The 23,609-nt window shown below is 63.1% G+C and carries 21 protein-coding genes; 13 read left to right on the plus strand and 8 right to left on the minus strand.

Annotation, left to right across the window (positions count from 1 at the left end; genetic code table 11):
* Positions 1-44 precede the first annotated feature (44 nt).
* The 3 genes from JQ624_RS11525 to JQ624_RS11535 form a co-directional block, all read right to left on the minus strand.
* Positions 45-1,697 carry a regulator gene (locus JQ624_RS11525; RefSeq protein ID WP_212418993.1) on the minus strand — a complete coding sequence of 551 codons (1,653 nt, stop codon included), beginning with the start codon at positions 1,695-1,697 and terminating at the stop codon, positions 45-47.
* On the minus strand, positions 1,694-2,404 hold the full coding sequence (locus JQ624_RS11530) for a cysteine hydrolase family protein (RefSeq protein WP_212418994.1): 711 nt from the start codon (positions 2,402-2,404) through the stop codon (positions 1,694-1,696). Before JQ624_RS11530 ends, JQ624_RS11525 begins: the two co-directional genes overlap by 4 nt.
* 179 nt (positions 2,405-2,583) lie before the next feature.
* Positions 2,584-3,582, minus strand: coding sequence for a LysR family transcriptional regulator (locus JQ624_RS11535; RefSeq protein ID WP_212418995.1), 999 nt, complete (start codon positions 3,580-3,582; stop codon positions 2,584-2,586).
* Positions 3,583-3,765: 183 nt separating this feature from the next.
* Here JQ624_RS11535 and JQ624_RS11540 point away from each other — a divergent pair, with 183 nt between their 5' ends.
* Positions 3,766-4,233, plus strand: a complete 468-nt coding sequence (locus tag JQ624_RS11540) for a DUF4440 domain-containing protein (protein ID WP_249129735.1) — start codon at positions 3,766-3,768, stop codon at positions 4,231-4,233.
* On the opposite strand, the gene JQ624_RS11545 is transcribed toward JQ624_RS11540, so the two are convergent.
* Positions 4,234-5,511, minus strand: coding sequence for an allantoate amidohydrolase (locus tag JQ624_RS11545; RefSeq protein WP_212418996.1), 1,278 nt, complete (start codon positions 5,509-5,511; stop codon positions 4,234-4,236).
* A 54-nt stretch (positions 5,512-5,565) separates the two neighbouring features.
* The gene (gene pucL, locus JQ624_RS11550) at positions 5,566-6,408 is read right to left on the minus strand and encodes a factor-independent urate hydroxylase (protein ID WP_212418997.1); all 843 of its coding nucleotides are present in this window, start codon (positions 6,406-6,408) and stop codon (positions 5,566-5,568) included.
* 184 nt (positions 6,409-6,592) lie between these two features.
* Between pucL and JQ624_RS11555 the strand changes: the two genes are divergently transcribed.
* Positions 6,593-7,990, plus strand: a complete 1,398-nt coding sequence (locus JQ624_RS11555) for a nucleobase:cation symporter-2 family protein (protein ID WP_212418998.1) — start codon at positions 6,593-6,595, stop codon at positions 7,988-7,990.
* Between the two features lie 119 nt (positions 7,991-8,109).
* Here JQ624_RS11555 and uraD read toward each other — a convergent pair whose 3' ends face one another.
* Genes uraD through JQ624_RS11570 form a run of 3 tightly spaced genes read right to left on the minus strand, consistent with a single transcriptional unit; the run spans position 8,110 to position 10,358 of the window.
* The gene (gene uraD / locus JQ624_RS11560; protein ID WP_212418999.1) at positions 8,110-8,991 is read right to left on the minus strand and encodes a 2-oxo-4-hydroxy-4-carboxy-5-ureidoimidazoline decarboxylase; all 882 of its coding nucleotides are present in this window, start codon (positions 8,989-8,991) and stop codon (positions 8,110-8,112) included.
* A gap of 11 nt (positions 8,992-9,002) precedes the next feature.
* Positions 9,003-9,941 (minus strand): allantoinase PuuE, encoded by a 939-nt coding sequence (puuE, locus tag JQ624_RS11565; protein WP_212419000.1) that lies wholly within the window; start codon positions 9,939-9,941, stop codon positions 9,003-9,005.
* Positions 9,942-9,944: 3 nt separating this feature from the next.
* A complete protein-coding gene (locus tag JQ624_RS11570; RefSeq protein ID WP_212419001.1) occupies positions 9,945-10,358 on the minus strand; it encodes a DUF3830 family protein in 414 nt (137 codons plus the stop codon).
* A 226-nt stretch (positions 10,359-10,584) separates the two neighbouring features.
* On the opposite strand from JQ624_RS11570, the gene JQ624_RS11575 reads away from it, so the two are divergent.
* From JQ624_RS11575 to JQ624_RS11625, 11 genes are all read left to right on the plus strand, one after another.
* Positions 10,585-11,658: an LLM class flavin-dependent oxidoreductase gene (locus tag JQ624_RS11575; RefSeq protein ID WP_212419002.1), complete on the plus strand. Its 1,074-nt coding sequence runs from the start codon at positions 10,585-10,587 to the stop codon at positions 11,656-11,658.
* Positions 11,659-11,742: 84 nt separating this feature from the next.
* Positions 11,743-12,720 (plus strand): NADPH:quinone oxidoreductase family protein, encoded by a 978-nt coding sequence (locus JQ624_RS11580; protein WP_212419003.1) that lies wholly within the window; start codon positions 11,743-11,745, stop codon positions 12,718-12,720.
* A gap of 29 nt (positions 12,721-12,749) precedes the next feature.
* Positions 12,750-13,331 carry a DUF2889 domain-containing protein gene (locus tag JQ624_RS11585; RefSeq protein WP_212419004.1) on the plus strand — a complete coding sequence of 194 codons (582 nt, stop codon included), beginning with the start codon at positions 12,750-12,752 and terminating at the stop codon, positions 13,329-13,331.
* A gap of 227 nt (positions 13,332-13,558) precedes the next feature.
* Positions 13,559-15,811 carry a hypothetical protein gene (locus tag JQ624_RS11590; protein WP_212419005.1) on the plus strand — a complete coding sequence of 751 codons (2,253 nt, stop codon included), beginning with the start codon at positions 13,559-13,561 and terminating at the stop codon, positions 15,809-15,811.
* Between the two features lie 272 nt (positions 15,812-16,083).
* Positions 16,084-16,398, plus strand: a complete 315-nt coding sequence (locus JQ624_RS11595) for a helix-turn-helix domain-containing protein (RefSeq protein WP_212419006.1) — start codon at positions 16,084-16,086, stop codon at positions 16,396-16,398.
* Positions 16,398-18,413, plus strand: coding sequence for a hydrogenase 4 subunit B (hyfB, locus tag JQ624_RS11600; RefSeq protein WP_212419007.1), 2,016 nt, complete (start codon positions 16,398-16,400; stop codon positions 18,411-18,413). The genes JQ624_RS11595 and hyfB overlap by 1 nt, the downstream gene beginning before the upstream one ends.
* Positions 18,404-19,360, plus strand: a complete 957-nt coding sequence (locus tag JQ624_RS11605; RefSeq protein WP_212419008.1) for a respiratory chain complex I subunit 1 family protein — start codon at positions 18,404-18,406, stop codon at positions 19,358-19,360. Before hyfB ends, JQ624_RS11605 begins: the two co-directional genes overlap by 10 nt.
* A gap of 5 nt (positions 19,361-19,365) precedes the next feature.
* Complete coding sequence (locus JQ624_RS11610; protein WP_212419042.1) at positions 19,366-20,028, plus strand: hydrogenase-4 component E; 663 nt, start codon at positions 19,366-19,368, stop codon at positions 20,026-20,028.
* On the plus strand, positions 20,025-21,476 hold the full coding sequence (locus tag JQ624_RS11615) for a hydrogenase 4 subunit F (RefSeq protein WP_212419009.1): 1,452 nt from the start codon (positions 20,025-20,027) through the stop codon (positions 21,474-21,476). The genes JQ624_RS11610 and JQ624_RS11615 overlap by 4 nt, the downstream gene beginning before the upstream one ends.
* 12 nt (positions 21,477-21,488) lie before the next feature.
* A complete protein-coding gene (locus JQ624_RS11620; RefSeq protein ID WP_212419010.1) occupies positions 21,489-23,000 on the plus strand; it encodes an NADH-quinone oxidoreductase subunit C in 1,512 nt (503 codons plus the stop codon).
* Positions 23,001-23,071: 71 nt separating this feature from the next.
* Entirely contained in the window at positions 23,072-23,605 is a 534-nt protein-coding gene (locus JQ624_RS11625) for an NADH-quinone oxidoreductase subunit B family protein (RefSeq protein WP_212419011.1), read from the plus strand.
* Positions 23,606-23,609: the final 4 nt, after the last annotated feature.

The raw sequence follows: 23,609 nt of genomic DNA on the forward strand, positions 1-23,609 counted from the left end.
CAATTTCAAACGAAGTCAGGCGTTCGCGGGCTTGCCGCCAGCGATCATTCCGCCGGTGCTGCCGCCGGCACTTGCGCGCTGTAGTCCACGGCCGGACTGGCCTTCGTCAGCGCGAACAGCCCGGCCGCCATCACCGCATAAGCCAGCGCCACACCCGGCGTGACGCCGAGGCCGCCGCCGATGCCGACGGCTTCGCCGTGCATGAAGCCGAAATAGGTCAGGACGGCGCCGGCCAGCGCAAAGGCCGAGGCTTTAAGAAAATCGCGCTCGATCACGAACACACCGATCGCGCCGAGCACGAGGCCGGCGAGGATCGACCCGCCGCCCATCACTTCGAGCCCGTGATAGAGCACGCCCTGCTGCGGCAGCGCTGATATGGCGGCGGTCTTCACCGCATCGACCTTGTCGGCGGCGAGACCGCCGACCGCCTGAGCCGCCGTGATCGTCGAGCCGAGCATGGTGTCGATCTGCAGTTTAGCCCATGCGGCGAGATGCGGCGTCAGCGCCAGCACGATCGCCGGCGCATGCTTGACCGGCGTGGTCTGGAACGCCTGCGCGCCGATCAGCATGCCGATATAGAGCAGGATCGGCGAGATCGCGACCACAGGCACCAGCGCCAGCAAGACCGAGATGATGCCGAACCACGACAACAGCACCACCATCAGGCCGGTCGCCGCCGAATAGCCAATCCGGCCGCCCATCGCCTTCCAGCCGGGATGGCCGATATAGACGGCGTTGATGAAGGGATTGCCCATCAGGCAGCCGATCAGGCTGACGACGCCGTCGGCGGTTAGCACCCGCGTGGTCGGATATTCGTCGCCGGCGGCTTCCGCGCTCTCGACATTGTCCATGGCCTCGACGAGATCGTAGATGCCGAACGGGATTGCCGTAACGAGAATGATGCCGAGGAATTCGAAGCCGGAGAACACATGGCCGACGGCCGGCAACGGCACCGAAAAGCCGAAATTCGCAAAGGCATCGCCGACGCCCTTCAGGCTCAACCCGCCGAGCCCGAGACCGAACAGGTTCGAACCCCAGGCGATGATCATGCCGACGGCGATGGCGACGAGTCCTGCCGGCATGCCCCTCCAATATTTCACGCCGCCGAACCAGCTCACCAGGATGATGGCAAAGCAGACGAGGCCGATCTGCGGCGTCATATACATTTCGAGCGCCGGGCGCATCGAGATGAAGGTGACGGAGACGCCGGCCAGCGTGCCAAGCAGTGCCGCGCGCGGCGTGATCTTACGAATATACGGCGCGATGAAGCCACCGATCATCAGGATAAAACTCTGGAAGAACACCCAGACCAGACCGGCCGACCAGCCCTTGATCGGATCGCCGGTCTTGAGCGTGATCGGCAGCATGATCACGAAGGTGACGATGAACATGTGCGGCACGCTGACGCCCGAGGGCAGCGCGCAGACGTCGCTGCGGCCGGTCTTCTGCGCGAGCTTGTACGCAAGATACGCGTAATAGAAGGTGGACAGGCACATCATCAGGCCGAGCGCCGGCAGGATGCGGCCGAACACCAGTGAATCAGGCATCTTCAGCACGAAGCGCAACAGCCCGGTCAGCACCAGCATGTTGACGAGGATGTTGGTGCCGAAACCGAAAAAGGCGTTCCAGTCGCCCGGCGTCCACAAAACCGGCTTGAAACCTGATGTGGCTGATGTCCCCGTCATGCTCGTGCTCATCGTGATGTCCCCACTACTGCCGTTTTTGGAATCTCCGGTGAAAGTGCCTCCAGCACCGCGGCCGAGTCCGAGACCCAACCGAAGATGCCGCCCTGGGCCTTGATCATCTTAAGGCCCATCTCGTGAAACTCGGGAAAATAGGACGCGCAGCCATCGGCCAGCACCACGCAGCGATAGCCGCGGTCGTTGGCTTCGCGCACGGTGGTGTTGACGCAGACCTCGGTGGTGACGCCGCAGACCAGCAAGTTCTCGATGCCGTAGCGCTGCAACACGTCGCCGAGCTCGGTGGCGTAGAACGCGCCCTTGCCCGGCTTGTCGATCACGATCTCGCTGTCGAGCGGATACAATTCGGGAATGATGTCGTGGCCGGCCTCGCCGCGAATGAGAATGCGTCCCATCGGGCCGGGATCGCCGATGCGCAAGGACGGCGCGCCGCGCTCGACCTTGGCCGGCGGCGCGTCCGACAGATCGGGCAGATGACCCTCCCGGGTGTGAACGACCAGCATGCCGATCTCACGCGCCGCATCCAGCACCGCCGCAATCGGCTTCACCGCGCGCGCGAGCTGGCTGACATCATTGCCGAGCGTCTCGCCGAAGCCGCCCGGCTCCATGAAATCGCGCTGCATGTCGATGATGAGAAGCGCGGTCGCCGCCCAGTCGAGCTCGATCGGCTCCGGCTCCGCTCTGAGCTTTGCTGAGTTCGCCATGACGTACGCGCCCCGAACGAGAGAACTCTTCGGGAGAAGTCAAGCAAGGCGCGTGCCATTGTGTACAATGGCGGCAGGTGATCGGTCTGGAGAAAATCAATCGTATTGTCAGTCCGTTACTCGCGGATACTGATCCCGGCCCGCCTTCATCGAACGCATCGCGAGCGAGCAGTTGCCCATTAGCTGTGCATGCTGCGATTGCGCTTACCCGATCGAAAAACAGACGATCCGTCATTTCCTGTTCGTAGCTGTCCCAGCAACTGGACCAGCCAGGCAAGGCCGGCATCCATCATCGCCACCTTCGGAAGGACGACATTGATCGAGAAGCGTGGCAGTGGCAGCGGTGCCTTGACGGCGACGACATTGAATCGGGCGCCATGGATCTCCACGAACCGTTTTGGCAGCGCGGAGACCATTTCGGTTTCGGCCAGCACCGAGAGCGCAAAAATGAAATTGGGCGCGGTGAGCGCCACGCGCCGCGTCAGGCCTCTTTTCGCAAGTTCAACATCCACGAAGCCCGAGACATCACCGGTATGCGAAACGACGAGATGCTCCATCTCGCAGTAGCGCTTGAGGGTCAGGCCATGCTCGAACGAATGCCCCTTTCTAACGGCGATGACGAACTCCTCCTCATAGAGCTTCTGTTTATGGAAACGGACCGGAATATCGTCGAAGGGAATGATCGCGATATCCGTCGTTCGGTCTTCGAGCTCCTTCAACGCATCCTTCCATGCCAAATGAGGAGCGCTGAAGCCTTGCACCGGAAGAAGCTGCCGGATGCCGACATCGACACCCGGCGCCACCTCCCGCAGCGCCTCCAACAGCGAAGGCAGGATCACCGCCGAAACGCCATCCGGCGCGCCAATGACGAAACGGCGCGTCGAATGCCGTGGATCAAATGGCACAGCTGACGAAACCACGCCGCGGATATGCGCGAGAATCTCGGCAACCGAGGGCGCGAGTTGCAGAGCACGCTCCGTCGGAACAACGCCTTTCGGGGTCTTGAGAAACAAGGGGTCGCCCAGCAGCGTGCGCAGGCGGCCAAGTCCATGGCTGATGGCGGAGGGCGAAAGATGCAGCCGCTCCGCCGACCGGCCGACGTGACGCTCCTGAAAGACGATCTCGAACAGCACGAGCAGATTGAGATCGATCCGGGAAAGATCAGTTTGCTTCAGCATTATGATGAAATCATATCACTGGATTCATCACGATTGAAATGGGATCTGGGCTGCATCGCCGGTCTGTCGCCGGCCCCACGCGAATGGAAAGATACGGAAATGTTCAAATCAAACCGCTGGACGCGTTTGGCGTTAAAGGCCGCTCTCGCAATGCCGCTGTCGGCCAGCGCCGCACAGGAACCGATGCCGACAGGTTCGGAGCAGGAAGTTGCTGATCTGGTCAGGAAGACCGAAGCGCGGGCTTCGGCTTTCATGCGCGGCGACATGGACAAATGGGCCGGCCTGACGCGCATCGCGGACGATTTTACCCTGATGCAGCCGTTTGGGGGTGAAGCCAGCCGGGGCTTCGACATGAGTCCTGAGCGGCTGGCGCGGCTCGCCAGCTACTTCAGAAACGGCGACGCGAAAGTCGAACTGGTCCAATCCTACGCGTCAGGCGATCTGGCCGTCCTTGCCGTGATCGAACGTGAGCACGGCGAAGTCGGCGGCTTGCCGGATCAGGACTGGTCGCTGCGGGTGACGCTGGTCTATCGCAGGCAAGGCGCGGAGTGGTGGCTGGTTCACCGCCATGCCGACCCGCTCGTGCGCGACGTCGGGCTGGAGACGGCAGCCGCGCTTGCCCGGGGCGCAAATCTTGTCGGCCGGCGATGATCAGGCCTTTGCCCCCGGCGGCCGGAAATTCTCGATCAGCCGCAGCAGCACGCGCGCGCCGGCATCGGCGTCGGCGAGTTCGACATGCTCGGCCGGGTTATGGCTGATGCCACCGCGGCAGCGGACGAACAGCATGGCGACATCGGCAATGTCGATCATCGCCATGCCGTCATGGCCGGCCCCGCTCGGCAGTTCGAACACGGGATAATTTTCGGCCGCAACCGCTTCTGCCACCTGCGTTTTCAGCCATGGCGCGCAGGGCACGGTGCGGTTCTCGTGGGTGACGTCGATCTGCAGCGACAATTCGCGCCGTTTCGCAATCGCCTCGATCCGCCGCACGATCTCGGCCACCGCAAGCTTGCGGTGGCCGTCGGTCGGGGCGCGAATGTCCAGCGTGAAGGAGACCCGCCCCGGAATGACGTTGGTCGCGCCCGGAAGTGCGGTGATGGCGCCGACCGTTCCAACCAGGCCGGCGCTATCCGCCTTGCAGAACTCCTCGACCGCGACGATGCATTCGGCAGCGCCCGCCAGCGCGTCGCGCCGCAGCGCCATCGGCACAGTGCCGGCGTGTCCCGCCATGCCGGAGAGGTTCGCCGCCAGCCGCGTGGCGCCTGATATCGCCGTGACCACACCGACGGGCAGGTTCTGCTGCTCCAGCACCGGCCCCTGCTCGATATGCAGTTCGACATAGGCATGCAGTTCGCGGCGCGTCCGCGCCGCCGCACCAATATGGTCGGGATCGAGCCCGAACTGCACCATCGCCTCACGCATGGTGAGGCCGTTCGCATCGCGCGCCTTGAGCACGCTTTCGTCGAAGGTGCCGGCGACCGCCCGGCTGCCGAGCAAGGTGGAGGCAAACCGGACGCCCTCCTCGTCGGCGAAACCGACGACTTCGATCGCAAAAGGCAACCGCACGCCCCGCCGGTTCAGATCGGCGACGCAGGAGATGGCGGTGATGATCCCGAGCGGCCCGTCCCATTTGCCGGCGTCGCGCACGGTGTCGTAATGCGAACCCAGCATCAGGCAGGGCAACCCGGGACGTTCGCCCTCATAGCGGCCGCAGACATTGCCGACGGCGTCGAGATGCGCGGCCATGCCGGCATCCTTCATCCAGGACATCAGGAGATCGGCGGCCGTGCGGTGCTCGGGTGAAAGGAAGATCCGCGCCAGATGCTCGCCCGTCTCGGAAATCGCCCCAAGCTGACTGATCCGGCTTACGATTTCGTCGCCAAGCCGTGATCGCGCCGTCGCGCCAATGGCCGCCTCCGTCTTGCTCATGCCGTTCCAGTAAGCGCGCTTCGATCGGCGCATCTCGATGTGTGGGCGTGCCTTTTAACCCCTTCCCACCGTGCACTCAATCTGGCCGTGGGGCTCGTCGGTCGGCAGGAAAACGTCATTATTGTTATCCAGCCCGAATGCCGAAAGGTTTATCGGAATGAAGTGCATGTTCGGGCAGGCCATGCTGATTTCAGAGATTTCCGGCGCGGCTGCCAGCGCCGCCTCGCCCATCCGGTACAGGCTGTCCTGCACGCTCATGCTGTGGGTCGTGCTGAACACTTCGAGCACGGTGTCGAGAATCCGTGCATTGGCGGCGGGATAATTCGACGGCTTCGCCGACCATTTCCAAGATGCCACCATGCTGGTGGCGCACATCCGGTCGGCGGTCTCCGGCAGCGTGGTGTAGCGATCCCTGGGATAATTCTCCCAGCCGGACTGCGTCGACTTCATGAAGCCAAAGCCGTCGATACCGGACGTCAATACCGGCGGTCCCGTGCGGCTGGCGGCGACTTCGACGAACGGCTTGCCGTTGCTGTCGAGCACGAAGCTGTGGGGATGCGGCTTGCCGCCGAAACTGAGGCGACTCCATTTGGTCTCGTGCGCTGATATCGCAACCGAGGCGATCTGCGGATAGGTGTCGAGATATCGCTTCGCCAGCACGTGGCAGAATTCTTCGGTGCTCAGCCCTGTGTTCTCCCGGGCGACGACATTGACGATGTTCTTGATCGTATCCGTCGCCACCGAGGTGGAATTGTCGGCATGGGTATAGGCACGGGCAAAGTCGCCCTCGATCATCGCCTTCACGCTGAGCTGGCTGACTTCGTGGCGGTCGCCGTCCCGGTGAATCCGCACGACCCGGACGCGGCCCTTCCCGTATCTGTTTTTGATCAGCGGCACGTCAGACCTCCAGTTCAACCGTTTATTTTTCGGGACTCCGGTCGCCCGCTCTGATCCAATATTGAGCAACGTTCGTGCCAGTGGGCAAGATCTTGGGGGACAAGGTCTTTGGGGGACAGGCTTCTGGCACGCGCCTTGTATTAGCTTGAGTGGGCCTGAAGGCCCGCTACCTGGGGGGAAGTCCATGACCACAACCACCGAAATTCATCCGGTCGACCAGATCCTGCCGACGCCGCGGCTGCTGGCGCTCGGCCTGCAGCATGTATTGGTGATGTATGCCGGCGCGGTTGCCGTGCCTTTGATCATCGGCCGGGCGCTGAAATTGCCGCCGGAAGACGTTGCCTTCCTGATCAGCGCCGACTTGTTCGCCTGCGGCATCGCCACGCTGGTGCAATGTATCGGTTTCCCCGGCGTCGGTATCCGGTTGCCAGTGATGATGGGCGTGACGTTCGCCTCCGTCGGGCCCATGCTGTCGATGGCGGCAGCACCCGACATCGGCCTGCTCGGCATCTACGGCTCGGTGATAGCCGCAGGGCTATTTGCCATTGTCGCCGCGCCTTTTGTGAGCCGGTTGCTGCCGCTTTTTCCACCCGTCGTCACCGGAACCATCATCCTGGTGATCGGCATTTCCCTGATGCGGGTCGGCATTAACTGGGCCGGTGGCGGCCTGCCCACCCTGACCAAAATGATCGATGGCGTGCCGCACTCTTTCCCCAATCCAGGCTATGGCCAATTACAGGGGCTCGGCATTGCGCTGTTCGTGCTGCTGGTGATCCTCGGCTTGATCAAATGGGGCTCCGGCTTCGTCGCCAATATCGCGGTGCTGCTCGGCATCGTCGCGGGCGCCATTCTTGCGGCGGTCCTTGGCGTCATGCATTTCGAGAAGGTCGCCGCGGCGCCATGGGCCGCGATCGTGCTGCCGCTGCATTTCGGGATGCCGAAATTTCAGCTCGTCCCCATCATCACCATGTGCATCGTGATGATCGTGGTGATGATCGAGTCGCTTGGCATGTTCCTGGCGCTGGGCGAGATCACCGGCAAGGACGTCAGCCGCGACGCGCTGACCCGTGGCTTGCGGGCCGACGGCGTCGGCACGTTTCTGGGCGGGCTGTTCAACACCTTTCCCTACACGTCGTTCTCGCAGAATGTCGGCCTCGTCGGCGTCACGGGCGTGCGCTCGCGCTGGGTCACCATCGCGGGCGGCGGCATCCTGCTATTGCTCGGGCTGCTGCCGAAGATGGCGGCGCTGGTCGAAGCCGTGCCGCTGGTGGTGCTCGGCGGCGCCGGCCTCGTGATGTTCGGCATGGTGGCGGCAACAGGCGCGCGCATCCTCACCGCCGTCGACTTCAAGAACAACCGCCACAATTTGTTCGTGGTCGCCCTATCGGTTGGCTTCGGCATGATCCCGCTGGTTTCACCCAACTTCTTCAAGAACTTGCCGCACGACCTGCACCCGTTGCTGGAGTCCGGCATTCTGCTCAGCGCGCTGGTTGCGGTGACGCTGAACGCCTTCTTCAACGGTGTCAGCGGCAAGACGGCCGAAGCCGACGCTGCGTCGGCCGCGGCCTCGGCGACGCATTAGTGGCACTCCTCATCCTGAGGAGCCGCGCATGACGTGGCGTCTCGAAGGATGGGCCACATCGGGGCCTCATGGTTCGAGACGCCCGCTACGCGGGCTCCTCACCATGAGGGATAACGCCATCAGCTTCCTCGATAGGTCGCATAACTCCATGGCGTGACCAACAACGGCACGTGGAGATGGCCTTCCGGCTCGCTCACCGAAAAGTGCAACGGAATGCGATCAAGAAACGGCGGATCGGACAGCGGCACACCGCGATCGGCAAAATAGGCGCCGACGTGAAATGTCAGTTCGTAACGACCGATCGGGACCGGCCGGCCGCCGATCAGCGGCTGATCGGTTCGGCCGTCGCTGTTGGTGACGGCGCGTGCCACCACACGGGACTGGCCAAGATCGGATAGTTCGGTGAGTTCAACCGAGATCCCCGCCGCCGGCCTGCCGCTGTGGGTATCCAGCACATGGGTCGACAGGCGACCGTGCACCGGAAGCTTGTCCTCGGACGCGACGAGTTGATCGAGACGCAGCGCCGCGATCCGGCAGATTTCCCCGATCGAGGTCTGCGCCTCAGCCTTGGCATCGTTCGGCAGCCGGCGTTCGAAATCGCGCAGGATGGAATCGCGGGTGTGGCGGCGAACGCAGACGATGTAGGGAAAGCCGAATTTGGCGCGGTAGGCGTTGTTGACGCGCTCGAACGCCTTGAATTCGGCATCCGAAAGCCGATCGAGGCCGGCGCTGTTCTGTTCGGCGCCGGATTCCACGGTAAGACCCGCCGCGCGCTGGGTCCTGCTGGCGAGGTCGGGATGCGCCTTGATCAGCGCCAGCCGCAATTCGTCGGGCGCGCGATCGACCGCCGCCACCATCGCTGCGAATAGCTGTCCGACCCCCGCGAACGGCCGCAACGCGGCCGCCTGCCCCGCGACCCACGGCGAATGCTCAAAGACGTTTGCCAGCGCTGCGACGAAATCGTCCTTGCTGCAAACGTTTAAATCGGAAAGCTTCAACATGGCTTTCGACCTCACCCGATGTCGAAGGCATTGTCGGCGAGATGCGCCAGATTGGCGTGCCAGTGCTGCGCGATCTGCAGCCGCGTCGGTACCCAGACTCGCTCGTGCTGTCCGATATAGTCGAGAAAGCGGATCAGCGCCGCTGCGCGGCCGGGGCGGCCGACGACCCGGCAATGCAGGCCGACCGACATCATCTTCGGCGCGGTTTCGCCTTCCCTGTAAAGGACGTCAAAGCTGTCCTTGAGATAGGCAAAGAATTCATCACCGCCGCCAAAGCCCTGCGCGTTCACAAAACGCATGTCGTTGGCGTCGAGGGTGTAGGGAATGACCAGATGCGGTTTCGACCCGCGCGCCCTGATCCAGTATGGCAGGTCGTCAGCATAGGAGTCGCAGAGATAAAGCAATCCGCCGGCTTCCATCAAGAGCCGCAGCGTATTGATCGAGGAACGTCCCGTGTACCAGCCGAGCGGGGGCGCGCCGGTGGCCTCGGTGTGGATGCGGATCGCCGCCGCGATCTCGACGCGCTCCTCGGACTCCGACATGTCCTTGTGCTCGATCCATTTCAGGCTGTGGCTGGCAATGTCCCAGCCGGCCTCCTTCATGGCGGCGACCACATCCGGGTTTCGCTTCAGCGCCATCGCGACACCGAACACGGTCACCGGCAAATTGCGTTCGGTGAACATCCGCCACAGCCGCCAGAAGCCGGCGCGCGAGCCATATTCGAACATCGATTCAATATTGGCGTGGCGCTGGCCGGGCCAGGGCTGCGCGCCCAGCACGTCTGACAAAAAAGCTTCCGACGCGCGATCGCCGTCGAGAACATTGTTCTCGCCGCCTTCCTCGAAATTCACCACGAACTGCACCGCGACCCGCGCGTTGCCGGGCCACCCGGGATCGGGCGGGTTGCGCCCGTAGCCGCGGAAGTCGCGCGGGTAAGCCGGCGCGGCCATGGCTTATATTTCCTCGAAGCGAATTTTCTGCGCGCCCTTCCACAGCACGGTCTTGCCGAACGCGGTCAGGTTCTCCAGCCCCGAGGTCAGGGTGATGAAGTGATTGCCCGCGAGCTGGCCCATCTTGCTCGCAAAGTGCACACCGCCATAGGCCAGCAGGATTTCGGTTTCGCTGATGCCGCCGGGATAGAGAATGATCTGGCCGGGCGCGGGATAGCTGGTGTGGTTCTCGTAGGAGACGCCGAAATCGAGATCGCCGAGCGGCATCCAGACACCCTCGCCACTCCAGCGCACGTGGATCGCCTGGCTCTCGAACGGCATCGCCTTGCGAAAGGCAGCGACCGTCTTCGGCGCCAGTTGCTCCTCGAAGCGGGCCTGGAAGGTGAATTCACCGGCACGGACAATCAGTTGGCTCATCGATCTCTTCTTCTGGATGTATTTTTACGAAGTGGTTCGCGGTATCCATTGCAGCCGGGATTAATGGAAGCAAGAGCCATTCCGGCAACCGCCCCGCATTTGGCAAGCCGAATCCACTCGCTTCACGCGTCCTTGGCATGCGGCGCCAGCACCCCCTAAACGCTTGCTTTCCCTTGGTGTTGTGCGTTTCATTCCAGTCAAACATCAAGCGACCTCAGGAACACCCATGCCCGCAAGAATCATCGGAATGATCGGCACCCAGCAGGAAGGCGTCGCGGTTCACCTCATCAAGGGGCAGATATCGCGCCAATGGGTGATCGATTTCACCCGCCTGCACGAGCAGTGGAACTACGATTCCGTCCTGGTCGGATATTACGCGTCCGCCGCCGAAGGTTTTGCCATCGCGCTCTATGCGGCCGACCACACCGAGCGGATCAAGTTCCTGATCGCGCACCGGCCGGGCTCGGTGGCGCCGGCCTTGGCGGCGCGGCAGGTCGCGACCTTCGACCAGCTCACGCAGGGCCGGATGGCGCTGCATGTCATCGCCGGCACCAGCGACGCGGACCAGGCCAGCGAAGGCGACTTCCTGCCCAAGAACGACCGCTACCGCCGTGCCGGCGAGTATCTGGAGGTGATGCGGAAGCTCTGGACCAGCGACAGTCCGATCAACCACCACGGCGAGTTCTACCGCGTCGAGGGCGGCTATTCCGACATCAAGCCGTATCAGCAGCCCTGCCCGCCGCTGTTCTTCGGCGGTTCATCGGAAGGCGCGCTGGAGATGGGCGCGAGGCACTGCGACGTGTTCGCGATCTTCGGCGAGCCGCTCAAGGAGACGCGGGAGCGGATCCAGGATTTCCGCCGGCGTGCGGCGGCCTTCGGGCGCAGCGTCGGCTTCAACATGTCGCTGCGGCCGATCATGGCGACGACCGAGGGCGCAGCGTGGGACAAGGCCAACGCCCTGCTGGCGGATGTCGAGCGCAAGACCGGCGCCGCGCCGCAGCCGACCAACCATTCCGCCGAACGCCTGCTCGGCTACGCCGCCCGCGGCGACGTCCATGACCAGCGGCTGTGGATGGGGATCGCACGCGCCACCGGCGCACCCGGCAATACCTCATGCCTGGTCGGAACGCCGGAGCAGATTGCGGCGGCGGTGCTGGAGTATTACCGGCTCGGCATTCATTCCTTCCTGCTGCGCGGCTTTGAGAATCCGCACGACACGATGGCGATCGGCCGCGATCTCATTCCACTCATCAAGGCGGGTGCGCTGGAGATCGACCAGCAGGCCGAAGCGGCCGAGTAGAACTTCACCCGAATAATTTGCAGACACTCAAGATGCCGGCGTAATGCATTGGAGCCCAAGAAGAAAACGCATGAAAGAAATTGCATGAAGGCCGTGGTTGTCGAGAACTACGATTCGATCGACGGCATCTCAATCAAGGAGATTGATACGCCCGGCGTTTCCAAAGGCTGCGTCCGCGTCAAGGTCGGCGCCGCGGCGGTCGGCTTCGTCGATGGGTTGAAGGTGCAAGGACTTTATCAGACCAGGGACCCCCTGCCGTTCGTGCCGGGAACGGAGTTTGCCGGCATCGTCGACGCCGTTGCCGACGACGTCACCGCGTTCAAGCCTCATATGCCGGTGATCGGCATGACCCGTTCCGGCGCGCTCGCCGAATACATCTCGGTACCGTCAGCGGCGCTCAAGAGCCTGCCGCCGCAGGTTCCCTTCGAGGCCGGCGCGTCGTTTCAGGCCAACTATCTGACCGGGCTTTACGCGCTGGATGCCCGCGCGTCGCTGCGCGAAGGCGAGATATTGCTGGTGCTGGGCGCGGCCGGCGGCGTCGGCATCGCCGCCGTTCAGATCGGCAAGCTGATGGGCGCGCGGGTGATCGCCGCCGCCTCGACGGCGGAGAAGCGCGCCTTCGCAGTGCGGTTCGGCGCCGATCAGACCATCGACTACACCCGGGCGGATCGGCGGGATACGCTCAAGGAATTGACAGGCGGGCATGGCCCGGACGTGATTTTCGACCCCGTCGGCGGCGAAGTGGCGCTGCAGGCGTTTCGCTCGATTGCCTGGCGCGGACGGCATCTCGTTGTCGGGTTCGCCTCGGGCACCATTCCGGCGCTGGCCTTCAACCTGCCGCTGCTCAAGGGCGGCGCACTGCTCGGCGTCGATCTCGCCCAGATCCAGAAGCGGGAGCCGGAGACCCATGCGCGCCTGATGGCGCAATTGTTCGACTGGCTGGCATCGGGCCAATTGCAGCCCGTGGTCGGCAAGGTCGTGCCGTTCGCGAATTTCCGCGAGGCGTTCAAGACCATGCAGTCGCGATCGGCGCTCGGCAAGATGATCGTCAAATTCGGCTGAAGTGACGCATCGATGCAGGATACGAACTGATGCCTCCGGAAAATAGCAATAAATCGCGCCGCCTGATGCATACGCGTTTCGTCGAATGCGAAGGCTTTCTGCGCGACGACGGGCTCTGGGAAGTCGAGGCGTGGCTGCGCGACACAAAACCCTTCACCCAGCGTGCCGACCGCTTCCGCGGTGAACTGAACCCGGGCGATCCCGTGCACGATATCGGCCTGCGGCTGGCGATCGACGAGGACATGACCATCCGCGAGGCGGAAGCGATGATGCGCGCCACGCCGTATCCGACCTGCGTCGAGGTCGAGCCGATCCTTAAGCGCCTGATCGGCGAGCGCATCGGCCCGGGCTGGCGCGAAACGATGCGGCGCAAGATCGGCCGGCTCGAGACCTGCACGCATCTGATGGAATTGCTCGGCCCCGCCGTGACCACGCTGTACCAGACCATGTCCTACGGCAAAGAGCCGGAAGGCCGCGACACGCTGGAGAACCAGCAGAACTCCGGCGAGCGTCCGTTCTTCATCGGCGGCTGCCATTCCTGGCGCACCGACGGCCCGATCGTCGCTGCGATGTTCCCGCAGTTTGCGACCAAGCCGGCAGCGAAGGATTAGGCGCGATAAGGATCAGGCGGCCCAGGGCATCCACGCCTGCCGCGCGATTGTTTCCGCTCGGCCGCATCTCACAGCTTGACAATTTTATCACCTGTAATTGTATTGCCCTGGATATCATTCTTTGCGCGATTGCCTGATTTAATCCTTTTAACCAAGCCATTGGTGGCCCGATTTCCCGCTTCGATCCCCACGAGCACGGAGCCGATGTGGCCATAGGTGAGGATTTCATGTCCAAGTTGAAGGCGGTGCTGCTCTGGTGTCTGAAGGCCGTCTTGTTCAGTGCGGCGCTGGCCTTGGTCGTAGCGATCTTCGGCCACCGAGCTGCGATCGATGCGGTCTACAAGAACGTCGAGGACATCCTGGATGGTGAGATGCCCCCCACGGTCGTTTCCTTCCAGTCCGGTCCCGAAATTGTCAGCACGATCGGCGGCAGCGGCGAAGGGATGAATTGCAGCCTGCCACCCGGCCTGGATATCTTCTTCGACAGCAGCGAGGACGCAGCGGGCAAGCGCCATCTGGTGCGGCAGCGTTTCAGGCAAGCCTGCGTGTTTCACGATCTGTGCTACCGGCACGGCCTGGCGACCTATGGCTATAATCAGAACGATTGCGACCGGGTTCTGCAGAACCAGGCTTTCCGCTTGTGTCTGTATGTCCGCAACGACGGCCCGCAGAAAGACGTCAGCGACGCGGAGCGCAATGCACGCAACGCCGAAAGGTGCCAGACCGATTCGAAGATGATTCTGGCGGGGGTGAGCCTCGGCGGCCATAAGCCCTACCGGGCATGGGACCGTTCCACCTTCTTCGAATTCGAGTCAGATCCGTCGCGTTCAAACGGATTTACGGTAGCGCGGGTGGTCGACCACCCCTTCAAGTTCGTTGATGGGTTGAAGGCAAAATATGCCGGCGAATCCGATCAGGTCATTCTGACGTTCATCAACAACCGGTCCAACCTCGCCGTCACCTGCGCGACTTGCCAAGACCTGATCCTGCAAAAATGGACCAGACTTCCCGAAGAGGCGAGCGATGAAATGAAATCGGTGGGCATCACCAGCCTTCCGCAAGCCCTTCTTACCAATCAAGACCTCAAACTGTCGGCAACCGGCCCGGTATGGCTACCGCCGCGCCGCCGCCACGGGGCACCGCATTTGCTGATCGATGGTACAGGCAAGAACCATCTGATCTGGGTAAGCCGCAACAATCCGGAAAACACCATCTCCTGCATAGTACTGGCAGATGCGGCAAAGCTGCTGACCTATACATTACCGCAACGAGACTTTTGTAACGAAGGCGCGCGTTCTCCGCTGAAAATGGTGGAAGTCGACATGTTTTCGACCTCGCCGCTTCCGGTGGAGATTCCCGGGGCGCCTGCGGAGGACAGCATTGTCGCGACCGGATTGAGCGCACAGAAATTGAGCGCGCAAAAGAAAGCGGATCACAGCCTGAGCTTCTGCGCGAAGTCGGCCATCAGACCCGTCAATCGAAGCGTCAAAAACGATGATCAGGCGAATTGCATCGCCTTTCCAGACGAGGAGACCTCGAGCGGAAAAGGGCTCGGCGCATTCCAGAACTTTGCGGTGGTCCGGCCAGGACAGCAGATTTTCTTTGCCCGCGACATGCGGCCTTCGGAGGCCCCGCTGAAGTATCTCTGGCAGTGGATGGGCGGCAATGCCTACTCGACCAGCGGCGTCATGCTGATTGTGGACGCCGCCGCACCGACGGCACCAAAACTCAGAATAGTCCCCTTCGACATCCCGGACCTTTTCGATCCGATGATGCCGATCTCGCGAACAAAAGATGATCTGCGGTTTCTCAGCCTTCGGACTTCCGACGAGAAGGTCGGCGTTCACATCATCGACTTTGCCAAGAATGATCCGGGCGTCGAAGACGTCAACTTGACCATGAACGGAACCAACATCCGTCTGGACAAGTCATGGGCATTCCGGCCCGTGCAGGTGCTGGAAACCAGGGACGCCAACCCAAAGACCAAACTCGTGTTCTCGCGCGGAAAGATCGCAGTCGAGCCGGGCAAATCCGTCGACCCGAACGCAAATGTTGAAACGGTTCGTCTGGAGACCCTGGTGTTGGAGCGAGATGCTGCGGCCCCGCCGGACAAGCCATTCCTGGTGACAGGCGGCGCCTCGTGCACGGTGAAATACACGTTCAAAGCAAACCAAGACTATCCCTGTCATCGCACTTTCGACCCGAATCGTCCCATGCGTTCTTCCCCCGCAGCGAAGATGCAGGCATCGCAAGTGCTGATCGGACATTTCGCAGGGGGTGACGGACATGGCATCGCCTTCCCCGACGCCTGCCTGAAAGAGCCGATCGTATTGCGGCCAACCGGCGGAGCCGGTGGTTTCGTTCCAGCCAAGCAAACCGTTGGCGTGAAGACCAACGTCGAACGCGACGTCGTTTGCAAACCCATCAGCACTAACGCGTACGTGGCCAACGCCATGGGTGGCGAAGCATCACGGGATTAATGACGGCGGGCTGATCTGACGAACGACGCACCGCCGGCACGGCATCGATCAATCCGGCTTGTGCCCGCTTTCACCTCAGTGCCGCCGAGGACCGACGCGCGGCCGCGAGGCGCGGGACTCTGGCGCCACCCGTGCCCGGCACGGGTCATCCACAGATGGTATTCCCTCAGAATAGATATCTGAGATATCACTTATTGACACATTAACATCAATACTTAGGATGCAGAAATGACGTCCAATATGGTCCCTGTTCTCACCGGCGAGGCAGACTGATGATCACTGCGGCTCAACTGCGGGCTGCCAGGGTGCTCCTCGGCATCGATCAGCGTCGGCTCGCGGAACTATCGGGGCTTTCGGTGCCGACCATCCAGCGGATGGAAGCGAGTGAGACCATGATTCGGGGCAATGTCGATTCGCTGGTGAAGCTGATCACCGCGCTTGAGGATGCCGGCATCGAATTGATCGACGATGGGGCGAACAGCGACGGCGGCGGGCGCGGCGTGCGGCTCAAGGCAGCTTCTGAACGAAACCATCCGGAAGATCGGGCGGAAAACGAGGCATCGAGCGGAGCGAGGGCGCGCAAATAATGTCGGCCGTCGCCCTGCAAATGGTCTGTGTCGCCGGACTGCTCGGGTTGGCCGCGCTGGCGATCGTTCTGAGCCGGTCGAAGATCTCCACACCTGTCATCTACGGCGCGACACTGGCCGTATCGGCGATTGCATTGATCGGCGCGTTGCGCTTCCTGATCGGCGGCGCCGCTGATGCCACCACCCTCACCCTGCCGGTCGGTTTGCCGTGGCTTGGCGCGCATTTCCGCCTCGATGCACTGGCGTCGTTCTTCCTCGTCGTCATCAATCTGGGTGGGGCGTCGGCAAGCCTCTATGGCCTCGGCTACGGCCATCATGACCCCGCGCCGCACCGCGTGCTTCCGTTTTTCCCCGCCTTCCTGGCCGGCATGAACCTCGTGGTGCTGGCGAACGATGCCTTCTCCTATCTGCTGTGCTGGGAGTTCATGTCGCTGGCGTCGTGGGCGCTGGTCATGGCGCACCACCGCGAGCCCGGCAACGCCAAGGCCGGTTATGTCTATCTGGTGATGGCAAGCTTCGGCACCCTCGCGTTGCTGCTCGCGTTCGGCCTGCTGGCGGGGCCGGCGGGAGACTACGGATTTGCAGCCATCCGCGCCGCGCAGCACACGCCCTATGCGGCGACGCTGGTGCTGATCCTGATGCTGCTCGGCGCCGGCTCCAAGGCCGGCCTCGTGCCGTTACATGTCTGGCTGCCGCTCGCCCATCCGGCCGCGCCGAGCCACGTGTCCGCGCTGATGAGCGGCGTCATGACCAAGGTCGCGATCTACGGTTTCATTCGCGTCATGTTCGATCTGCTGGGACAGCCGAACTGGCCGGCGAGCGTGATCGTGCTGTTCCTCGGCAGCATCACCGCCGTCATGGGCATCCTTTACGCCATGATGGAGAAGGATCTGAAGCGCCTCCTGGCCTACTCTACCATCGAAAATATCGGCATCGTCTTCGTCAGCCTCGGCCTTGCCATGGCGTTCCAGGCCAACGGACTGAAGGCGGCGGCCGCGCTCGCCTTCACGGCCGCGCTGTTTCACGCGCTCAACCACTCCTTCTTCAAGAGCCTTCTGTTCTTCGGCGCCGGCGCGGTGCTGACCGCTACCGGCGAGCGCGACATGGACAAGCTCGGCGGCCTCATTCACCGCATGCCGATCACGAGCTTCGTCGTTCTGGTCGGCTGCGTCGCGATCTCGGCGCTGCCGCCGTTCAACGGCTTCGTTTCGGAGTGGCTGATCTTCCAGGCCGTGCTGCTGAGCCCGGAACTGCCGCAATGGGCGCTGAAGATCATGGTGCCTGCGGTCGGGGCAATGCTGGCTCTCGCCGCCGCGCTGGCTGCGGCCTGTTTCGTCAAGACCTACGGCGTGGCCTTTCTCGGCCGGCCGCGCGGCCCGGCGGCGGAAGCAGCGCATGAAGTCGATCGCTTCTCGCTCGCGGCCATGTTCATCCTCGCCGCGCTCTGCCTGCTGGCCGGTATCCTGCCGGGGCTCGCGATCGACGCGCTAGCGCCGGTCGCGACCCAGATCCTCGGCAGCCGCATGCCGGCCCAGGCGGGTCAAGCCTGGCTTTCGATCGTGCCGATTGCCGAGAGCCGCAGCTCATACAATGGACTGCTGGTGATGGTGTTCATCACGCTAGCCGCATCCTTGGCGGTTTATTTTATCCATCGCTTCGCCTCGCACGCGCTGCGACGGGGACCGGCCTGGGGATGCGGTTTCTCCGACGCAACGCCCGCCGCACAGTATTCGGGCGTCAGCTTTGCGCAACCGATCCGCCGCGTGTTCGGCACGCTCGTGTTCCACGCCCGCGATCACGTCGATATGCCGCCACCGGGCGACGTCCGCCCGGCACGGCTACGGATTGAACTGCACGACCTGGTCTGGAACGGAATCTATGCGCCAATTGCGGATGCCGTCGGCTTTTCATCCGGCCGACTCAATCGCCTGCAGTTCCTGACCATCCGGCGATATCTCAGCCTGGTCTTCGCCACCCTCGTCACCCTGCTGCTGGTGCTCGCGATATGGTCGTGATCTCGGACATCATCGTGCAAGGCGTGCAGATGCTGCTCGTGCTGCTGCTCGCGCCGCTCCTGACCGGCTACGTGCGCAAGATCAAGGCCCGCCTGGTGCGCCGCCAGGGGGCCTCGGTCTTTCAGCCCTATCGCGACCTGCTGCGGCTCCTGCGCAAGGAAGTGGTGCTCGCCGACAACGCGTCGTGGCTGTTCCGCGTGACGCCCTACATTACCTTCGCGGCGATCTGGGTTGCCGCGGCGCTGGTGCCGACCTTCGCAACCGGGTTGGTATTCAACTGGACGGCCGATCTGATCGCCATCGTCGCGCTGCTCGGAAGCGCACGCTTCTTCCTCGCGCTCGCGGGGATGGACGTCGGCACCAGTTTCGGCGGCATCGGCTCCAGCCGGGAGGTGATGATCGCAGCGCTTGCCGAGCCCGCGATGCTGCTGATCGTATTCTGCCTGGCGCTGGTCGCCGGTTCGACGCAACTCTCGACCGTGTCGCACTTCCTGGCGTCGTCCTACGTGGGCTTGCGGGTGTCGCTCGGCATGGCGCTGGTTGCGCTGTTCATGGTGGCGATCGCGGAGAACGCGCGTATCCCGGTCGACAATCCGGCCACGCACCTCGAACTCACCATGGTTCATGAGGCGATGATCCTGGAATATTCCGGACGCCACCTCGCAATGATCGAACTCGGCGCCTTCCTCAAGCTGCTGCTCTACATCTCGCTGATCGCCTGCGTATTCTTCCCCTGGCAGATCGCGCTGTACGGCAGCGGTACGTTGTCGTACGCGATCGGCGCCGGCGCCTACATCGCCAAACTCGCGCTTGCCGGATTCCTGCTCGCGCTGTTCGAGACCGCCACGGCGAAGATGCGGGTATTTCGCGTTCCGCAGTTCCTCGGCGCGGCGCTCATGCTGGGCCTGCTCGGCACCCTGCTGCTGTTCGTCTCGAGGAGTTTCTGATGCAGATGCACAGCCTCGCCTTCGACATTTCCCACACGCTGGCCGGCGGACTGGTGCTGATCAGCCTGATGATGCTGTATCAGGACCGGCTCTATTCACTGCTCAACGTATTCGCGCTCCACGCCCTGGTGCTGTCGCTCTCGGTTGCCTGGCAGGCCTTCATCCAGGATGCGCCCCATCTCTACGTCACCGCGGTCATCGCCCTGGTGTTCAAGGCGATCGTGATTCCGGTAGCGTTGCACCGCATCGTCAAGCAGCTCGGAATTCACCGCGACATCGAATCCGCGGTCGGCATCGGTCCGACCATGCTGGCCGGAATGGGGCTCGTCGCCCTCTCGCTGGTTCTCATGCTGCGGGTGACGAGCGACGCCGACCCGCTCGCGCGCGAAGATCTCGCCTTTGCGCTGTCGGTGGTGCTGCTCGGACTTCTGGTCATGGTGACGCGCCGCAACGCGGTCAGCCAGGTTGTCGGGTTCATGTCGCTTGAAAACGGACTGGTGCTGGCGGCGACCGGCGCCAAGGGCATGCCGCTGGTGGTCGAGATCAGCGTCGCCTTCTCGATCCTGATCGCGTTCATCGTGATCGGCATCTTCCTGTTCCGAATCCGCGAGCGCTTCGATTCGGTTGACGTCTCCGCACTCGACGACTTCCGGGGCGAACGCCGATGACCCTTTCCTTCTTCAATCCCGTCACCGCGGTCCTGGTGATCCCGATCTGCTCGGCGGCGCTGCTGGCCGCCCTGCCCGGCTACCGTGTGACGGCGCGGCTGAACGTCGTGGCGAGTTTGGCGACCTTCCTGTCCGCACTCTCCCTGTTCGTGATCGAGCGGCCTGCCCCCGGGCCGTACGTGCTGATCGACGATCTGAACATCGTCTTCATTGTGCTCAATACCTTCGTCGGATTCACCACCAGCATTTTCAGCGCGAGCTATATCGCGCATGAGCTCGATAGCGAGCGGCTGACGCCGGTTTACCTGCGCTTCTACCATGCCATGTACCAGACCATGATGTTCGGCATGAATCTCGCCTTCGTGTCGAACAATATCGGTTTGATGTGGGTGGCCGTCGAGCTCGCGACGCTGACGACGGTGCTGATGGTCGGCATCTATCGCACCCACGCCGCGCTGGAAGCGGCCTGGAAATATTTCATCCTGGGCAGCGTCGGAATTGCGCTCGCCTTGTTCGGCACTATCCTGGTCTACATGGCGGCGCGTCCGGTCATGGGCGAAGGCCAGGACGGCATGATCTGGACGTTGCTGGTCGAGCGCGCGGCGAATTTCGACGCGGCCCTTCTCAATGTTGCCTTCGTATTCCTGTTTCTCGGCTACGGCACGAAGGTCGGCCTCGCGCCGCTGCACGCCTGGCTGCCTGACGCGCACGCCGAAGGCCCGACGCCGATATCGGCCGTGTTGTCGGGCCTCTTGCTGAACGTCGCGCTCTATGCGCTGCTGCGCTTCAAGATATTGCTCGCCGCCAACCCGGCCTCAATTGCCCCCGGACCCCTGATGGTGACGATGGGCCTGGTCTCGCTGATCTTCGCCGCCTTCATGCTGTACCGGCGGCGCGATATCAAACGCCTGTTTGCCTATTCCTCGATCGAACACATGGGCATCATCGTGTTTGCGTTCGGCATGGGCGGTCCGCTCGCCAATTTCGCCGGGCTTCTGCACATGGTGATGCACAGCCTGACCAAGTCGGCAATCTTCTACGCCGTCGGGCACATTTCGCAGATCAAAGGGACGCAGCGGATTTCGAGGATCCGCGGCCTGACGGTGACCCATCCGGCGCTCGGCTGGGGGCTGGTGGTCGGCGTCGTCGCGATCGCCGGACTGCCGCCGCTCGGGATCTTCATGAGCGAATTTCTCGTCGTGAGTTCGACCTTTGCAAGGCAGCCGTTGCTTGCGATCGTGCTGGTGTTCGGGCTGTTGCTGGCCTTCGGCGCCCTGACGTTGCGCCTGACCAGCGTCGCCTTCGGCGAGCCGCGCGGCAGTACGGCCCCGACCGACGCCTCGTACATTCCGATGTTTGCGCATCTCGCACTGGTTCTGGGCGCAGGGATTTATCTTCCCGCTCCGCTGGTGGTTTGGTTCCAGCACGTGGCTCAGCTCCTTGGATAGGGACGAACTGATATGCCTTCGCTGATCGATCTGACGCTGGAGGGCCGCAAGGTCGGGCAATACGGCCCGTGGCCGCGCGTTGCGGTCGATGCTTCGGTATGGATATTTGCGGCGAGCGAGCTGGCGCATGGACGCTGGAGCCTGCTCGGACTCTGGGGCGAACCCGCAACGGTGCACATGGCGATCATGGATGGACAGACCGCGGAAATCGCGGTCGTCAGCCTGGAATGCCCCGACCGCACGTTTCCCTCCGTCGGCAAGCATCATCCACCGGCATTGCGGCTGGAACGCACCATCCACGACCTGTTCGGGCTATCCGCCCAAGGCTCGCCCGATGCCCGCCCCTGGCTCGACCACAACCGCTGGGGCGCGCGCTTTCCATTGGGAGGTCGCATCGACGCATTGCCGAAGGCGGCGCCCTACCGTTTCCTCGCCGCGGAAGGCGACGGCCTGCACCAGATTGCGGTCGGCCCGGTGCATGCGGGCATCATCGAGCCCGGACATTTCCGCTTTACCGCCAGCGGCGAAACCGTGGTCCGGCTGGAACAGCGGCTGGGATACGTCCATAAGGGCATCGACGGGCTGATGACCGGCGCCACCCTCGCGCGCGGCGTTCAACTCGCCGGCCGCACGTCGGGCGACAGCACCGTAGCTTACGCTTACGCGTTTTCGCGCGCGGCCGAAGTCGCCCTGGATCTCGCCGTGCCTGACCGAGCCGTGTTCCTGCGCGCGCTGCTCGCAGAACTCGAACGGCTCGCCAACCATCTCGGCGACATCGGGGCCGTCTGCAACGATGCCTCCTTCGCATTGATGCACGCGCATTGCGGCGTGTTGCGCGAGAGCGTACTGCGCGCATCAGCCGCCGCCTTCGGCCATCGCCTGATGCGCGACATCATCGTGCCCGGCGGTGTCAGCCGCGACATCGGCAATGGCGGGGCGGAGACCATCCAGGCCACGCTGGACAATATCCGCCTGCGCTTTCCCGCGCTTGTCGAACTCTATGACAACACAGCTTCGCTGCAGGATCGCACCGTCGATACCGGAACGCTCAAGCCGCCGCTCGCCCGACAATATGCCGCCGGCGGCTATATCGGCCGCGCCTCGGGCCGGTCGTTCGATGCGCGCCGGACGCTGGCCTATCCGCCGTATGACGTCTTGCGTTTCGACGTGCCTGTCCTCAGCGAGGGCGACGTCAACGCGCGCGTCTGGATCAGGATACGTGAAGTCGAACAAAGCATTTCGCTGATCGACCAGATCCTGAGCCGGCTTCCCGAAGGTCCGACACGCAAGGACGTCCCGCTTGGCGGGGAGGTGCGCGAGGGCATGGCGATCGTGGAGGGATTCCGCGGCGACGTTCTGGTCTGGCTGCGCCTGCGCAATGGCCTGATCGAACGATGCCACATGCGCGACCCGTCCTGGTTTCAATGGCCGCTGCTCGAAGCCGTGATCGAGAACAACATCGTTGCGGACTTTCCGCTCTGCAACAAATCGTTCAACTGCTCCTATTCGGGCCACGATCTCTAAGCATGATCCCGGAAAAGTGGGTACCGGTTTTCCGAGAGGATCGTGTTCAAACAAAAGGATAGAGTCACGCGATGCGCAAGCTGCTCTTCGAAAGCGTGTTTCGCCAGCCACTCACGGAGCGGGCGCCATCGCCTGATGATGCCGCCGTGGCGGAGCTTGCAACCGCGCTCGGGCAGTCCGCGCGGCGGCGGCTCGGGCGGAGCCTTTCGATACGCGAGGTCGATGCCGGATCCTGCAACGGATGCGAGCTGGAAATTCACGCCCTCAACAACGCCTATTACGACATCGAGCGGTTCGGCCTGCGGTTCGTCGCCTCGCCGCGCCATGCCGACGTCCTGATGGTGACGGGACCGGTGACGAAAAACATGCGCGAGGCGCTCGAACGCACCTATCACGCGACGCCGAACCCGAAATGGGTCGTCGCGGTCGGAGATTGCGCGCGGAACGGAGGATGTTTCGCCGGCAGCTACGCGGTCGTCGGCGGCGTCTCCGAGGTCGTCCCGGTCGACCTGCACATTCCCGGCTGCCCGCCTACCCCCACAGCCATGTTGCAGGGATTGCTGGCGCTGCTCGAACGCGCGGACGCGGGCGCCGTTACCTCGTGAGGAA

Origin of the sequence: Bradyrhizobium sp. AUGA SZCCT0283, assembly GCF_018130385.1 — a bacterium.
GTDB lineage: Bacteria > Pseudomonadota > Alphaproteobacteria > Rhizobiales > Xanthobacteraceae > Bradyrhizobium.

Bases quoted from the DNA above. Each gene is read 5' to 3' on its own strand.
- JQ624_RS11525 (WP_212418993.1), bottom strand. From the start codon at position 1,697: ATGAGCACGAGCATGACGGGGACATCAGCCACATCAGGTTTCAAGCCG.
- JQ624_RS11605 (WP_212419008.1), top strand. From the start codon at position 18,404: ATGGTCGTGATCTCGGACATCATCGTGCAAGGCGTGCAGATGCTGCTC.
- JQ624_RS11620 (WP_212419010.1), top strand. From the start codon at position 21,489: ATGCCTTCGCTGATCGATCTGACGCTGGAGGGCCGCAAGGTCGGGCAA.
- JQ624_RS11595 (WP_212419006.1), top strand. From the start codon at position 16,084: ATGATCACTGCGGCTCAACTGCGGGCTGCCAGGGTGCTCCTCGGCATC.
- uraD (WP_212418999.1), bottom strand. From the start codon at position 8,991: ATGTTGAAGCTTTCCGATTTAAACGTTTGCAGCAAGGACGATTTCGTC.
- JQ624_RS11555 (WP_212418998.1), top strand. From the start codon at position 6,593: ATGACCACAACCACCGAAATTCATCCGGTCGACCAGATCCTGCCGACG.
- JQ624_RS11625 (WP_212419011.1), top strand. From the start codon at position 23,072: ATGCGCAAGCTGCTCTTCGAAAGCGTGTTTCGCCAGCCACTCACGGAG.
- JQ624_RS11545 (WP_212418996.1), bottom strand. From the start codon at position 5,511: ATGAGCAAGACGGAGGCGGCCATTGGCGCGACGGCGCGATCACGGCTT.
- JQ624_RS11575 (WP_212419002.1), top strand. From the start codon at position 10,585: ATGCCCGCAAGAATCATCGGAATGATCGGCACCCAGCAGGAAGGCGTC.
- JQ624_RS11580 (WP_212419003.1), top strand. From the start codon at position 11,743: ATGAAGGCCGTGGTTGTCGAGAACTACGATTCGATCGACGGCATCTCA.
- JQ624_RS11570 (WP_212419001.1), bottom strand. From the start codon at position 10,358: ATGAGCCAACTGATTGTCCGTGCCGGTGAATTCACCTTCCAGGCCCGC.
- JQ624_RS11535 (WP_212418995.1), bottom strand. From the start codon at position 3,582: ATGCTGAAGCAAACTGATCTTTCCCGGATCGATCTCAATCTGCTCGTG.
- JQ624_RS11590 (WP_212419005.1), top strand. From the start codon at position 13,559: ATGTCCAAGTTGAAGGCGGTGCTGCTCTGGTGTCTGAAGGCCGTCTTG.
- hyfB (WP_212419007.1), top strand. From the start codon at position 16,398: ATGTCGGCCGTCGCCCTGCAAATGGTCTGTGTCGCCGGACTGCTCGGG.
- JQ624_RS11585 (WP_212419004.1), top strand. From the start codon at position 12,750: ATGCCTCCGGAAAATAGCAATAAATCGCGCCGCCTGATGCATACGCGT.
- JQ624_RS11615 (WP_212419009.1), top strand. From the start codon at position 20,025: ATGACCCTTTCCTTCTTCAATCCCGTCACCGCGGTCCTGGTGATCCCG.
- JQ624_RS11530 (WP_212418994.1), bottom strand. From the start codon at position 2,404: ATGGCGAACTCAGCAAAGCTCAGAGCGGAGCCGGAGCCGATCGAGCTC.
- JQ624_RS11540 (WP_249129735.1), top strand. From the start codon at position 3,766: ATGCCGACAGGTTCGGAGCAGGAAGTTGCTGATCTGGTCAGGAAGACC.
- JQ624_RS11610 (WP_212419042.1), top strand. From the start codon at position 19,366: ATGCACAGCCTCGCCTTCGACATTTCCCACACGCTGGCCGGCGGACTG.
- puuE (WP_212419000.1), bottom strand. From the start codon at position 9,941: ATGGCCGCGCCGGCTTACCCGCGCGACTTCCGCGGCTACGGGCGCAAC.